Here is a 14,433-nt window from a genome sequence, read left to right on the forward strand (position 1 = left end):
AAACTCTATAACTAGCAAAAAGAAAAGACACTCTTAGCGAGTGTCTTTTAGCGCTTATTTTGTTTGTTGCTTGCTCATCGCGCTCATCATTTGATTGATTTTCTTTTGGGAAGGTTTTTGTCCCATTTGCATCATCATCATTTTTAACATTTGTTCATTAATTGGTGGATTTTTTTCTAAGTAGTTCATCATGTATTTGCGGGCAATGAAAAATCCTAACGCTACGCCTGCTACTAGTGCTACTACGCCCACTAGAATACCTAACCAAATTGGCATATATTTTCCTCCTTCATGTTGTCTACCTTACAGTGTACTAAAACCTTTTCAATAAGACAAGATACAATTCGACATTTTTTACACATATGTTCGTACTTGTTTTAGAGGATTCAGCCATCCGTACTTTGTATTTTCATAATCCATAGCTAAAAATGTTAATTCACACTTTCGAAGCACCTCAAAGAACGTCGTTTCCATAGAGACATTTCCAGAGGTGTTCATACGAATATAGTGTGGTTTCACCATTATTTCGCCGTATTCCGCTCCTGTAAAAAGTGTATGTGTATGATGTTTTCTATCATATCTACCAAGAACACGTAAAGCTTGCTCTAATTTATGATGAATTTTCATTACTTGTAATGGTCTCGTTATATACATCATTTGTTTATATAACACTTTTTTCTCCGAAAGGGACCCAGATTCTGAAAATCGAGCAAATAAATCAAAAAACAAATATTCACGACCAAAGTAAGCTTTCGCAATATCCTCTTGAATTAAATACAATTCATACGTTTTCATCTTTTGCCTCCCAATCTGGACAACCTTTTCCCTTCATTATATAGAAGAAATTTTGCAATGATTGTCTGACTACGGAGAGATAAAAAACTTTTTCTGTCGAAAAAACTCATTTACATAGAAAAACCTCTCCATGCCGGAGAGATTTTTCTAAAATCATTAAAGCATTTCTTTTACTTTACGAACAACGTTCTCTACAGTAAATCCATACTCTTCCATAATCTTCTCACCAGGAGCAGAAGCACCGAATGTATCGATACCTAATACATCTCCTTCAAGACCTACGTAACGGTGCCATCCGAATGTAGCACCCATTTCGATTGCGAAACGTTTTGTTACTGCTTTTGGTAATACAGATTCTTTGTACTCAGCAGTTTGAGCTTCAAAGCGATCCATAGATGGCATGCTGACAACAGCTGCGTCAACGCCGTCTACTGCTAACGCTTTTTGTGCTTCCACAGCTAGACTTACCTCAGATCCCGATGCAAGTAAAATTACATCAGCTGTTTCTTTCTTGCTTGCAGAAACTACATATGCACCTTTTGCTACTTTTTCATACGTATCGTCTTTTGCACCTTCTAATGTTGGAAGGTCTTGACGAGTTAATACTAAAGCAGTTGGTGTTTTTGTAGATTCTAAAGCTAATCTCCAAGCTGCAACAGATTCGTTACCATCAGCTGGACGAATAACAGATACATTTGGCATTGCACGTAGCGCTGCTAATTGCTCGACTGGTTCATGTGTTGGACCGTCTTCACCAACAGCGATACTGTCGTGTGTGAATACATACGTTACTGGCAATTGCATTAATGCTGCAAGACGAATTGCTGGACGTAAGTAGTCAGAGAATACGAAGAATGTACCACCGTAAGTTTTTAAACCGCCATGTAATGCAATACCGTTCATTGCTGCACCCATTGCGAACTCACGTACACCGTACCAAATGTTTTTACCGCTGTAATCATCTCTTGTAAAGTCTTTTTCGTTATTCATATATGTTTTGTTAGAACCAGCAAGGTCAGCAGATCCACCGAAGAATGATGGTACAGACTCTGCAATTGCATTAATTACAGCACCTGAAGAATTACGAGTTGCTGCTTTAGATCCTAATTCATAAGTTGGTAAGTTTTGCTCCCAACCTTCTGGAAGTTGACCGTTCATTGCTGCTTGCAATTCGTTTGCTAATTCTGGATATGCTTGTGCATATTCGCCTAACATCGTGTTCCAAGCTGCTTGCGCAGTTTCACCAACATCTTGTACTGTTTTGCGGAAGTTGTCATATACTTCTTCTGCAACATGGAAGTCTTGCTCAGCAGTCCAAGCATATGCTTCTTTTGTTAATTTCGTTTCGTCTACACCAAGTGGAGAACCGTGTGAAGCTGATTTTCCTGATTTGTTTGGAGAACCGAAACCAATTGTCGTTCTTACTTCAATTAGCGTTGGGCGTTTTTCGTCAGCTTTCGCTTCTTCAATTGCTTTCGCGATTGCTTCAATATCGTTTCCATCCTCAACACGGATTACTTGCCATCCGTATGCTTTGTAACGATCTTCTACACTTTCAGAGAATGAACGATTTAAATCGCCATCTAATGAAATATCGTTTGAATCGTATAACACAACAAGACGACCTAATTGTAAATGAGCAGCTAATGAAGATGCTTCAGCAGAAACGCCTTCCATTAAATCTCCATCACCACAAATAGCGTATGTATGATGATCTACTACATTATACGCATCACGGTTATATTTAGCAGCTAAATGTCTTTCAGCCATTGCCATACCTACAGCAGTTGCAATACCTTGTCCAAGTGGACCAGTAGTTGCGTCTACCCCAGCTGTATGACCGTACTCAGGATGTCCTGGAGTTTTGCTTCCCCATTGACGGAAGTTCTTTAAGTCATCCATTGTTACATCATAACCAGATAGGTGAAGTAGGCTGTATAATAACATTGAACCATGACCTGCAGATAATACGAAACGATCACGGTTAAACCACGTTGGGTTATTTGGATTGTGTTTCATAAATTGAGTCCATAATGTATAAGCCATTGGTGCTGCACCCATTGGCATTCCTGGGTGACCAGAGTTTGCTTTTTCAATCGCATCGATGGATAATGTGCGAATCGTGTTGATAGAAAGTTGTTCGATTGAATGTGACATGCTATTCTTCCCTTCGCTTATATTAGTAAACGTTTTATACATTTATATGATAGCTTCCCACGCAAGATTATACAACATGTATCGACAAATATGTTGATGTTTTTTTGATTTTTTATAAAAAAATCAATGATTTCGGGAATGTATGGGTATTCAATATGACATACTTTTTCATTATTTTTATTTTAAAAAGAAAGGGAATTATCTGTATATTTATTCATCAATTTCAAATTCCATAATGCAAAATATATCCTTCCCCATTTTTCACTCTGCGAAGCAAATGAATAAACGACTGTAAATCTTGGCATAATTTATCTCGATCAAATACGTATCTTTCATATTCTCCATCAGTATTATTATCATTTTCCCATTGAAACTGTCCTGTTAGCTCAATTGTTTCTGGCGCTAAAGAAAACATGCTAACTAGCGAACAAAATAACTGTTCTGCTATCACTGCCCCTTGTTGCTCAATTTTTGTAATACCATAATAATGAATGCCAAACCCTTCTGCTCTTTTTGCTGGATAATAGACTGGAATCCAATGGATAAAATCTAATAGATATACGATTAACTCATCACTTAATACAATACACTCATCTATCGTTGCCTCTTCTTTATATAAAAAACAAAGTTCAATCCAATCTACCTCTTTAAAATCCAATCTTTTTTCATTCGAAATAAATACGAACTCGTGCTGCAAAGCCAAAATATCCCTCCTATTACCCACATTCATTATTCTTATTATATAAAAAAGCACCTTTTATAGGTGCTTCTAAAACAAATTATACGATTTTCTTCCGTATCGAACTTGAAATAAAATCAATGATAATGACCATTAAAATGATGCCTAATAAAATAATCCCCACACGAGACCAATTGCGTGAACTCAATGCAAAAATTAACGGTGTCCCAATCCCACCTGCTCCAATAACACCTAAAATGGCAGCGGATCGTACATTAATTTCGAACCTGTATAACGTATACGATAGAAAATCTGGTAATACTTGTGGCAATACTGCATACCAAAGTATTTGAAACCGATTTGCGCCTGTTGCTATTAACGCTTCCGTCGGTCCCTTATCTATATTTTCAATTCCTTCCGAATATAATTTCCCTAACATTCCGATAGAGTGTAATCCTAGAGCTAGAACTCCGGCAAAAGAGCCTGGTCCAACAGCTTTTATAAATAAAATGGCCATAACTAATTCAGGAAATGTACGAACAAAACTAAGTACAAATTTCCCAGTTCCTGAAGTTAATTTTCCACTGCTCATATTCGTTGCCGCCCAAAAAGCGAATGGAATAGATAAAAAGGCAGAAATAAATGTACCTAATATCGCAATTGCCAACGTATCAATTAAACCATGTAATAAATCTTCACCATCTGGCAAAGATACATACGACCAATCTGGACTCATTACACCTGTCATAATTGCTTTTGTAATTTCTCCTGCCGTATCCTTTATTCCGATACGATAAACTTAACTAAATCTATACAATTCAATCAAATTTACACAAGTTAGCGCTTCATCGTGTTCTCGCACCCCCGAAGGGACGAGGGGTATAACACTCCACACGAGGCAGTATCGTTACCTCCTATTATCAAGCATTTATTTTACCCATCTTGATAAATTTATCACAGCATTTACATCCCTATCGTGATGGCTATTGCATGGAACACAACGCCACTCACGTATTTTTAAACTCCACTGTCCTTCTGGTTGAACTGAATGGTCGTATTTCACTCCGCAACATGAGCAAATCTGGCTTGAGGCGAACCATGTATCAGCTTTTACATACTCAATGCCATACTTCTCGCACTTGTATGATAAACATTGAAAGAAGAAGTTTAATTTTTGAAATGAAAATGCTTTCGATAGTTTTTTGTTTTTTAACAGGTTTGAGATAGATACGTCTTCCACAACAATCCTCATTGGTTTGGTTTTCACCAATTTAGCTGTTGCTTGATAGATATGGTTATTTCGGATATTCATAATTTTCCTAGATAACCGCAGGTGCTCAGTTTTAGCTTTTTCATATCCGGCAGATTGTATTTTTACACCTTTTTTAAATCTTCTAGACATATCTCTTTGTGCTGACTTTTTCCTTTTCAAAAGTTTTTTAACCTTGGCATCTTTGTTTATATTTCGTTCTTTCGTACCATTAGAAGCCACAAACAGCTCTTTTAAACCAACATCCACACCCATCGACTCATCGGTTAATTCTTGTGCTTCAAAGGATTCTTTGAACCCTACACTAATCCACCAGTGACGACCATCAAAGGTAACTCTTGGATTGGATGGCTTTTTATTTCTTGGTAGTTGTTGGCTTGTTTTCACTTCTCCAATGGACTGAATATGAACTACTTTCTTTCCTATAACCAGTCTTTCATAATTGGCATAAAATCCTTGGATTAAATCTTTTTTGGATTTATAAGAAGTGTGATAACCATTTTTGTACTTTTTGAACGAATGTTTCCTCGCCTTGTCAAAATCTTTTGAAGCCTGTTTGGGAACTTGTGCGTTGATGTCATGTAACCACTCATATCTCTTTCGCTTCTTGATCTTTGTAAATCGTTTCTGTAAAGCTAACTGTGAAACAGATTTTCCAAATAGCTTATAGTATCTATCACTCATTCTTTTACAATAGCTATAAGCGAATCTTGCAGCACCAGCATGGTTTCTAAGCACTTGTTCTTGTTCAGGCGTTGGAATCAGTCTGACTTTCTTCGCCAATATCATCAGAATTTAAATCCTTTAATGGAAGATTTGTTCTTCTGAATAGTAGCGTGTTCCACCAGCATTCTCCTAAGACTACTAGGATACAAACCTGTTAATTCCGATACTTGACTAACTCGTGAAAATTTCATTATTATTCTCACCTCATTGAATTTACCATAATGCATAGATTCGGTAGATTCAATGAGACTTGATAGATTTAATTAAATTTATCTCGTTCAACTAGGGGCGCAATTCCTTAGCCAGTTCTCTTATGAACTTCTCATGTTTTCACATGAGCGCAGACTATATGTTTATCTCTTTAGAGATAGAGGATTTTTCCATCACCATAGGCTTGTGATGTACTCTCGTCAGTTATACGAGATAGTCGTTGAACGTTCATCTTATCCATTTTGACTTAGATGATTCGAGGCGGAAGACCCATTGCTCTAGTGTTTAGGATTTAACCTTGCACCATCTGATTAATTTTTTCTGCTTTCGCAACATTCACGCTCACCATTTCTAGCCACGTTGTAGTTCAATCAGCTTTAGGGATTGCCCGCAGTTAACCCTCACTACTAGCCAATCACTTGACTAGCAGGGCTTACTGATATATTTAATTAACTTTCGTTATAATTGGTTAAATAAATCGTAACAGTTAGTTACCCTCTAACGGGACTCCTGAAAAAGCCCATACATAAACAAATGCAAGTGCTATAAAAATAAACCAGCGATACACACTCGGTTTCTTCGGTTTTGGTACGATTAACGTCGTTTTACTCATTATAATTTCTCCCGTAACAATGTACTTACATAATCAATTAACAATACAACAACAAGGGTATAGATAATAATAGATGCAGTTTGTTGATATTGTAAAAAACCAAGTGTGCGGTCATAATATAATCCAATACCACCTGCCCCTACTAAACCTAAAACAGCTGCTGCACGTACGTTCACCTCAAATGTATAAAGAACATAGGAGACAAAATGTGCTTTCACTTGCGGAATTACCCCATACACAATCCATTGCACTTTATTTGCTCCTACTGCTGTCATCGCTTCTAATGGACCTGAATCAATCGATTCAATTGACTCATACAACAATTTCGCCACGAGCCCAATTGAGAAAAAAGTAAGAGCCAAAATACCTGGAAGTGGTCCTATTCCAAAAATAGCTACGAAAATCGCCGCTAATAATAAATCTGGTATCGTTCGGATAAAATTTAAAACCAATCGAGCTGGCCCGTACAAAAATGTACTAGTAAACACATTACTTGCCGCAAATAGTGCCAGTGGAATAGCTAAAATCGCTCCTAACGTCGTCCCAATAATCGCCATACGTATTGTATCTAACATCGCTGTTGTAATAACTTGAAAATAACTCCAATCAGGCGGCACCATCTCTTTTAACAAATCAATCATATTAGGAAAACCAACTACTAGTTTTGAAAATGATGCGTCGACCTGTACACTGCTTCCCCACAACAGTAAAATGACTAGAATAGCCGTTAACATATGTTTCAACTTACTCGGCGGCTTCGGTATCGATTTCGAATATATCGTCACGTCATTCATTTAACTGCCACCTCTAATAATTCACTTTTCTGCGCTACGTCTCCATAAATTTCAGCAAATTTTTCATCCGTTGCCTCTTCTACTGAACCATCAAAAACAATTTCGCCTGCATGTAATCCAATAATGCGTGTCGCATATTGCCTAGCTAAATCAATAGAATGTAAGTTTACAATTGTTGTAATTCCAAAATCTTCATTAATTTTTTTCAAATCATCTAATACTTGCTTTGTTGTTAGCGGATCTAACGACGCAACAGGTTCATCTGCCAATATGATTTTCGCTTCTTGCGCCAACGCTCTAGCAATCGATACACGTTGCTGTTGTCCTCCTGATAATTCATCAGCTCGCGCATATGCTTTTTCTAAAATATTCACCCTTTTTAACGATTGAAAGGCAAGCTCCAAATCTTCTTTTGGAAATAGACCTAACGTTGTACGTAAAGTCGAATGATACCCAACACGCCCAGCTAATACATTCTTCAATACCGATGATCGCTTTACAAGGTTAAAACTTTGAAAAATCATGCCAATATCCCGGCGCATGCGACGTAATCCTTTTCCTTTTGCAGCAGTTATAGATTCACCTTCAATCATGATTTCGCCTTCTGTAATCTCATGAAGACGGTTTACAGATCTTAGAAGTGTAGACTTTCCAGCCCCAGACAGCCCTACCATTACAACAAACTCACCTTTTTGAATGTTCAAGTTTATATTATTCAATCCTTTTGTACCATTCGGATACACTTTGGAGACATTTCGAAACTCTATCACACATCTTACCTACCTTCTATATATTCCAAACGGCAAACTAACTGAAAATAAACCCTTCTTCCAGTTAGCTGCCATTTCCATATGTATTATTGCGTTTTTACTTTCTTTCCATATTCACGAACGATATCAAATTTACTATCATCAGATTTAACATATCCTTCATGTGAATATACTTCTTTAATGATTTTGTGACCTTCCTCATTCTTTCCTATTTCAATGAAAGCATCCTGTAATTTCTTGCTCCACTCTGCATCTAAATCAGAGCGTACCGAAATCGTATCGTTTGGAATTTTCTCCGTAAATTTCACTATTTTCGTTTGATCGAATATATTCGGATAATCTTTTTTTACAATATTACGAGCATCTTGGAATACAACAGCTGCATCTACATCACCATTTAAAAGAGCAATAAGCGACTGATCGTGACCTTTTAATGTAACAGGTTTCACATCCTTTAACGGATCAACCCCCTCTTTTAACAATACAGCCGCAGGCCATACGTATCCTGCTGATGATGTTACATCTTGATAACCAATTTTTTTACCTTTTAAATCTTTTACACTGTTAATGTTAGAATCTTTCTTAACAACAAATTCAGATTTATAAAAGTCTACTAAATCTTTTGTAGGAGCTCCCGTTTCATCATCTACTCCAAAACGTTGTGCTTGTAAAATTACGTTTGCAGCCTTTTTCTCATGCGCTAGCACATACGCTGTTGGAGGTAAAAAACCTACATCTACTTGCTTAGATGCCATCGCTTCTACAATTGTATTGTAATTCGTTGAAATACTAACTTTTACCGGAATATTTAATTTATCACTTAATAGCTTTTCCAATGGTTTCGCCTTCGCCTCTAACGTATCTGCATTTTGAGAAGGAACAAATTGAACATTTAAAGTCTTCGGTACATACCCTTTTTTCGTATCTTCATTTTTACTTGCACTTGATTCCTTCGTTCCACAGCCACTCAATAATCCCGCTGCAATTACAACCGTTGTACTCATCGCAAAAACTTTTTTCAACATATTAATGCCTCCATTTTTGTTGTTATAAAATAACCTTCCGTAAACATGAAGAAATATATCACATATTTTTACAAATAATTGCTTATTTACAGAATCTTTACACATTCTATACATTCTCATTAAAATTCTCTTCATATATTTGATATGCTTAACTAGTAGATAACAATAGAAAAGGTGAATAATATTGAAGCAAAATCAAATTGTAACTTTAAACATCTTATTAACAAGCGATATACATGGTACTGTTTATCCAATTCACTACCAAGATAACTCTCAAGCTGAAATTGGTTTAGCTAAAATTTCTACTCTTATAAAAAAAGAACGTTCCCAAAATAGAAACGTTCTTTTAATTGATAACGGTGACTTCATACAAGGAACACCCTTTACTTATCATTACGCTACATACAAAAAAGATAAGAAAAACCCAATGTCCTTATTAGCGAACTATTTAAACTATGATGCTGCAGTTATCGGGAATCATGAATTTAATTATGGAATGGACGTATTAAATCATGCTATTTCTACTGCGAACTTCCCGTATCTATCAGCAAATATTTTAGATACAAACAGAAAAGAACCTTATTTCGGGAAACCATATATAATAAAACATATTGAATCAAATATAAAAATTGCTATTTTAGGGATGACAACGCATTACATTCCTAATTGGGAACAACCTCATCACATTCAAGATCTACAATTTGAAGATGCATTAGAAACAACAAAAAAATGGGTTTCTTACATTCGCAAACAAGAGCAACCAGATTTACTAGTCGTAGCGTATCATGGAGGATTTGAACGCGATTTACAAACCGGGGTACCGACTGAAGTTTTAACAGGTGAAAACCAAGGTTATGCAATGTGCCATAAAATTGAAGGCATAGATATTTTACTAACAGGCCACCAACACCGGGAAATCGCTCACACCGTAATAAATGGTGTAACAGTTTTACAAACTGGATGCAATGGACACTCCGTCGGAAAAATAACAGTAACATTCGAGAAAACAGAACAAAAATGGGTAAAAAAAGAGAGTTATTCACAATTATTGCCCGTGCGTGGAATTACTGCGGACCAACATATGCTTTCCTTGGTTGCCGATTATGAAGAGGAAACACAAAATTGGCTCGATCAACCTATTGGATTAATCTATGGAGACATGCAAATTTCAGATGCTATGCAAACTCGTTTGCAAGACCATCCTTTTATTGAATTTATAAATAAAATACAGATGGATATAGCTAATGTTTCCATTTCTTGTACAAGCTTATTCCATAATCTATCTCCAGGTTTCCCTAATCGCGTAACAATGCGTAACATCGTTTCTAATTATATTTATCCAAATACATTAAAAGTAATTAGAATAACTGGAGCGGATATAAAAGATGCCCTTGAACTCTCTGCTTCTTATTTCACATTAAAAGCAGATGAAACTATCATTGTAAATCCTACCTACATAGAACCAAAGCCGCAACACTATAATTACGATATGTGGGAAGGAATTTCGTACGTATTAAACATTTCCAAACCAATTGGAGAGAGAGTCGAATCCTTACAGTATAAAGGAGCTCCCCTTCATATGAATGAAGAATATGACGTCGTTATGAATAATTATCGCGCAAGCGGCGGAGGGAACTTCTTTATGTTTCAAAATAAGCCCGTAATAAAAGACATACCAACAGATATGTCTGAACTTATCGCTAACTATATATTGAAGCACAAAAAGATAGAAGCAACAGTCAATAACAACTGGAAAGTTATTAAATAACGGATATAATAAATAAAAAAGATGGGCTTCGCCCATCTTTTAGTTTAATTTTGCATTATCTTGCTTTTTTAAAGCTTTTAATTTCGCCGGTGTAACATCAGTACCTTCTTCGTTAACAACTTTAATCCCTTTAAGTTCGTTTAACATATTTTGACGAAATCCTTTTAAATATTGTTCACGTAGCGATTGGCGCTCACGTTGTTCTTCTTCAGTTAAGCCTTCAGCTTTTGCTTTTTTCGCTAAGAAGTTAATGCGTTCAATGAGTTCGTGACTTTGCATCTCGAATCCCCCTTTTACTCAAAACTGATTATTATCATACAATAGTTAGTCCTCTTTATCAAGCAATTGCTTTGTATATTCTACATATCTTCGATGTACAGTTGCTTTTGAAACATCATGACCAAAACCACGAAGTGTTGCTGCAATTTCTTCAAAAGTTAATTCATTCCGGCGTAAACGTACAATTTCCTCAATTGGCACTTCTTTTTTCTCACGTCCTATACTTAAATGACGATTTTTTAAATTATTCTCCGGACGAAATCCTTTCTCTACCGCCCTTTGCATGCCACGTTTAATTTTTAAATTGTGGATCTTTCTTTGATACTCTTCAACAATCCCAATTATATCTAGTACCATCGAATCAGAATCAGAGAGTTCTAATTCTCCATTATGCGTATGCGTATATACTTTTATTCCCTCTTTATGTAAACAGTGCATTAATGCAATCTTTGCATTCCCTCTACCAAGGCGCGTTTCATCTTGTATGAGAAGTACATCAACTTGTTCATCGCGAATTGTATCTAGCACTTCTAATATGCCATCACGTTCAATTGTATAACCGCTAGCCTGCTCTTCAATCACCTTTGCAACATTCATTTGATAGCGCTCAGCTAAATGCAATAATTCATCTTTTTGACGCAATAATGATGTTTCCTGTTCTTCTTTTGTCGTGCTCACACGTGCATAAATAATTGCATTCATTTTGAACCCTTCTTTCTCACTATATTTTCCTTATAGTGTATCATAAATTCGCCTTTCGTTCGAACTTATGTTTGTAGAATGTTTTTTCGCATGTTATACTTATTAATAAGAAAAATGAAAGAAAACGAGGTGTTAGAAAACATGGAAAAGTTAACGAAACGCCAGCAAGACATTCTCGACTTTATTAAGCTAAAAGTACAAGAAAAAGGATATCCACCTTCCGTACGTGAAATCGGTCAAGCAGTCGGCCTCGCTTCTAGTTCTACAGTGCACGGACATTTATCACGACTAGAAGAAAAAGGATATATTCGACGCGATCCAACAAAACCACGAGCAATTGAAATTTTAGGTGACAACCGAATGGATACAGAAACACAATCTGTTATTCAAGTTCCAATTGTCGGAAAAGTTACTGCTGGATTACCGATTACAGCAGTTGAAAGTGTAGAAGATCACTTCCCACTTCCAGCTAGCATTGTTGCTGGAGCAGACCAAGTATTTATGTTACGTATTTCCGGAGATAGTATGATTGAAGCTGGTATTTTCGATGGGGATTTAGTTGTTGTTCGCCAACAACAGTCTGCATACAACGGTGAAATTGTAGTCGCTTTAACAGAAGATAACGAAGCAACTGTTAAACGTTTCTATAAAGAAAAAGACCATTTCCGTCTACAACCGGAAAACTCTTCATTAGAACCTATCATTTTAAAACAAGTGTCAGTTATCGGAAAAGTAATTGGCGTATATCGTGATTTACATTAAGAATAAAAAAAGAAGATAATTACCTTATTTACATACGGTAATTATCTTCTTTTTTGTATTTTGATAGATTTTCATACATTCTATTTCTTATGAACGAGTTTCAATCGTCACATCGCCAGCAGCTGTTTTACCGCTAATCTTTTTACTACCATTGCCAATTGTTATATTTTTATTTTCTTCATTAAAAATCATTACGTCGCCAGCAGCGCTTCGCCCACTTATTACTGCATCTTTTGGTTTTTCTAATAAAGTAATATCTACATCTCCAGCAGTTGAACTTGCCTCTACATCATACTTAGGATCATGATCCATAACATATACATCCCCACTAGCCGTTTTCGCTGTTACTTTCCCTATTACCTTTTTAAAGTTCACCTCACCAGCTTTTGTAGATCCCTCCACACTCTTAGCTGTGATATGTTTCAAATCTACTTCTCCAGCGAGTGTCCCCACACTTACACGATCACTTTTCACATCACTTATTTCTATTTGTCCAGCGGATGAATTTACTTTTATCTCTTGATAAGAACGTTCAGGCACGAGGAGAGTTATTGTAGACGTTTGAAACCTAAAATCATAAAAAGAAAAATCAAATGAAGCTCCTTTTGCTCTTTCCCCAATAATTTTTAATGTGTCACCATCTTCAGCAATATGAATCTCTTGTTTACGTACATCTCCTGATTGCTTTACATAAAAAGAAGAATCGGGAGATTTTTGGACAACAATATCCCCAGCATCTAACTTAACTTCTATATTTTTTAGTGTTTCGTTTTTAATTACGTTTTCTTTATTTCCTTCTTCTGCACTTTGCACTGCTTTTTCGTATGTTTGTGAAATCCCTATTACTCCAATAATGATACAAGCGATTGCTACTAACAATATTTTTTTCATCATCTACTCCCCTTTTATCATTTTGAAGTTCCATACTACATAACGTACGCATAACTTTTTAAACCACTTCGTACTATAATAAGCGATAATACATAACAACAAACCTACTCCAACAAACGTTATACTAACGAATAAATCCAACCATATAAAAGTACCCATAAATACTTTTCCAATAACGAAAAATGGTGTCACTACACTAGCAATTCCACCGATCCAGAAGGAAAATATAAACGCAATAATTGCAACTAACGGGCCTAACACAATAATGAAATTAAATAAGCTAAGTCCAATCGCTGCCATGACAGCCCTTGTTATATTCGAAACAGATGGATCCTTTTTCATTTCATCAAAACGATACAAAGCAAGTAAATCCTTCGCAATTACTTTCGGAGAGCCAAGACCCTTTATTATTTCCGATTCAGTTTTCCCCTCTTCTATCCCAAACTGAAAATGCTCTTCATAATCAAATAAAATATCTTCCCTCTCTTCTTCCGGTAACTTTCTAAGATGACTTGATAATTCTTTAAGAAACTGTTCTTTACTCATCCCATTCCACCCCTTCAATAATTTCTTGTACGCCTTTTGCAAAATCACGCCACTCTGTTACTAACAAATTCAGTTGCGTTTCCCCTTGCTCAGTTAGTTGATAATATTTACGAGGCGGTCCCTCCGTAGATTCTTTCAAATACGTTTGAAAATATCCTTCTTTCGTTAAACGACGTAATAAAGGATACACTGACCCTTCTGATATTAAAAACTTATTTGAGATTTGCTGAACAAGTTCATAACCGTAACAATCCTTACGTTTCACAAGTGCTAAAACACACAGTTCTAACACACCTTTTTTAAACTGAACGTTCAAGGTCAGTCCCCCTTTCTCATTCCAGTACTGTTCAATACACGGTACCTGTTATATCCATAATATACCACTTAGTATTATTCATTGCAAGGTACTCATTTATATTTACTCCCTAAATGTAGAAAACGTACAA

The 14,433-nt window shown here is 36.1% G+C and carries 15 protein-coding genes and 2 pseudogenes; 2 read left to right on the top strand and 15 right to left on the bottom strand.

Going from position 1 to position 14,433, the window contains the following annotated elements:
• Window positions 1-54: 54 nt before the first annotated feature.
• From KZZ19_RS17765 to KZZ19_RS17810, 10 genes and pseudogenes are all read right to left on the bottom strand, one after another.
• Window positions 55-276, bottom strand: a complete 222-nt coding sequence (locus KZZ19_RS17765) for a YneF family protein (protein ID WP_001123316.1) — start codon at window positions 274-276, stop codon at window positions 55-57.
• A 78-nt stretch (window positions 277-354) separates the two neighbouring features.
• Window positions 355-795, bottom strand: coding sequence for a sporulation inhibitor of replication protein SirA (gene sirA, locus KZZ19_RS17770; protein WP_088097362.1), 441 nt, complete (start codon window positions 793-795; stop codon window positions 355-357).
• A 156-nt stretch (window positions 796-951) separates the two neighbouring features.
• A complete protein-coding gene (gene tkt / locus KZZ19_RS17775) occupies window positions 952-2,952 on the bottom strand; it encodes a transketolase (protein WP_063221325.1) in 2,001 nt (666 codons plus the stop codon).
• Between the two features lie 223 nt (window positions 2,953-3,175).
• A complete protein-coding gene (locus KZZ19_RS17780) occupies window positions 3,176-3,655 on the bottom strand; it encodes a coproporphyrinogen III oxidase (protein WP_237980543.1) in 480 nt (159 codons plus the stop codon).
• A gap of 76 nt (window positions 3,656-3,731) precedes the next feature.
• A pseudogene (phnE, locus tag KZZ19_RS17785) lies at window positions 3,732-4,418 on the bottom strand (phosphonate ABC transporter, permease protein PhnE); the annotation flags it as partial.
• 141 nt (window positions 4,419-4,559) lie between these two features.
• On the bottom strand, window positions 4,560-5,690 hold the full coding sequence (locus KZZ19_RS17790; RefSeq protein ID WP_348638002.1) for an RNA-guided endonuclease InsQ/TnpB family protein: 1,131 nt from the start codon (window positions 5,688-5,690) through the stop codon (window positions 4,560-4,562).
• A gap of 640 nt (window positions 5,691-6,330) precedes the next feature.
• Window positions 6,331-6,450 (bottom strand): annotated as a pseudogene (locus tag KZZ19_RS17795) (phosphonate ABC transporter, permease protein PhnE); the annotation flags it as partial.
• The gene (gene phnE / locus KZZ19_RS17800) at window positions 6,450-7,244 is read right to left on the bottom strand and encodes a phosphonate ABC transporter, permease protein PhnE (protein WP_073515966.1); all 795 of its coding nucleotides are present in this window, start codon (window positions 7,242-7,244) and stop codon (window positions 6,450-6,452) included. The pseudogene KZZ19_RS17795 and the gene phnE (KZZ19_RS17800), both read right to left, overlap by 1 nt.
• Window positions 7,241-8,014, bottom strand: coding sequence for a phosphonate ABC transporter ATP-binding protein (gene phnC / locus KZZ19_RS17805; protein WP_088097369.1), 774 nt, complete (start codon window positions 8,012-8,014; stop codon window positions 7,241-7,243). Before phnC ends, phnE (KZZ19_RS17800) begins: the two co-directional genes overlap by 4 nt.
• An 86-nt stretch (window positions 8,015-8,100) precedes the next feature.
• Window positions 8,101-9,039, bottom strand: coding sequence for a phosphate/phosphite/phosphonate ABC transporter substrate-binding protein (locus KZZ19_RS17810; protein ID WP_088097370.1), 939 nt, complete (start codon window positions 9,037-9,039; stop codon window positions 8,101-8,103).
• Window positions 9,040-9,223: 184 nt separating this feature from the next.
• Here KZZ19_RS17810 and KZZ19_RS17815 point away from each other — a divergent pair, with 184 nt between their 5' ends.
• On the top strand, window positions 9,224-10,807 hold the full coding sequence (locus tag KZZ19_RS17815) for a bifunctional metallophosphatase/5'-nucleotidase (protein WP_237982454.1): 1,584 nt from the start codon (window positions 9,224-9,226) through the stop codon (window positions 10,805-10,807).
• Between the two features lie 39 nt (window positions 10,808-10,846).
• Here the strand turns inward: KZZ19_RS17815 and KZZ19_RS17820 are convergent, their stop codons facing one another.
• Both KZZ19_RS17820 and KZZ19_RS17825 read right to left on the bottom strand, forming a co-directional pair.
• A complete protein-coding gene (locus KZZ19_RS17820; RefSeq protein WP_001190582.1) occupies window positions 10,847-11,086 on the bottom strand; it encodes a DUF896 domain-containing protein in 240 nt (79 codons plus the stop codon).
• A gap of 45 nt (window positions 11,087-11,131) precedes the next feature.
• The gene (locus KZZ19_RS17825) at window positions 11,132-11,788 is read right to left on the bottom strand and encodes a YneB family resolvase-like protein (protein WP_088097372.1); all 657 of its coding nucleotides are present in this window, start codon (window positions 11,786-11,788) and stop codon (window positions 11,132-11,134) included.
• Window positions 11,789-11,929: 141 nt separating this feature from the next.
• Here KZZ19_RS17825 and lexA point away from each other — a divergent pair, with 141 nt between their 5' ends.
• On the top strand, window positions 11,930-12,550 hold the full coding sequence (gene lexA / locus KZZ19_RS17830) for a transcriptional repressor LexA (RefSeq protein WP_000413737.1): 621 nt from the start codon (window positions 11,930-11,932) through the stop codon (window positions 12,548-12,550).
• A gap of 87 nt (window positions 12,551-12,637) precedes the next feature.
• On the opposite strand, the gene KZZ19_RS17835 is transcribed toward lexA, so the two are convergent.
• From KZZ19_RS17835 to KZZ19_RS17845, 3 genes are read right to left on the bottom strand one after another with little or no spacing between them, the layout of a single operon-like run.
• Window positions 12,638-13,444, bottom strand: coding sequence for a DUF4097 family beta strand repeat-containing protein (locus tag KZZ19_RS17835; protein WP_237982453.1), 807 nt, complete (start codon window positions 13,442-13,444; stop codon window positions 12,638-12,640).
• Window positions 13,445-13,987: a DUF1700 domain-containing protein gene (locus KZZ19_RS17840; protein WP_237982452.1), complete on the bottom strand. Its 543-nt coding sequence runs from the start codon at window positions 13,985-13,987 to the stop codon at window positions 13,445-13,447. It abuts the gene before it with no gap.
• Entirely contained in the window at window positions 13,980-14,303 is a 324-nt protein-coding gene (locus KZZ19_RS17845; RefSeq protein WP_001102620.1) for a PadR family transcriptional regulator, read from the bottom strand. Before KZZ19_RS17845 ends, KZZ19_RS17840 begins: the two co-directional genes overlap by 8 nt.
• Window positions 14,304-14,433: the final 130 nt, after the last annotated feature.

The organism is Bacillus thuringiensis, assembly GCF_022095615.2.
Lineage (GTDB): Bacteria > Bacillota > Bacilli > Bacillales > Bacillaceae_G > Bacillus_A > Bacillus_A cereus_AG.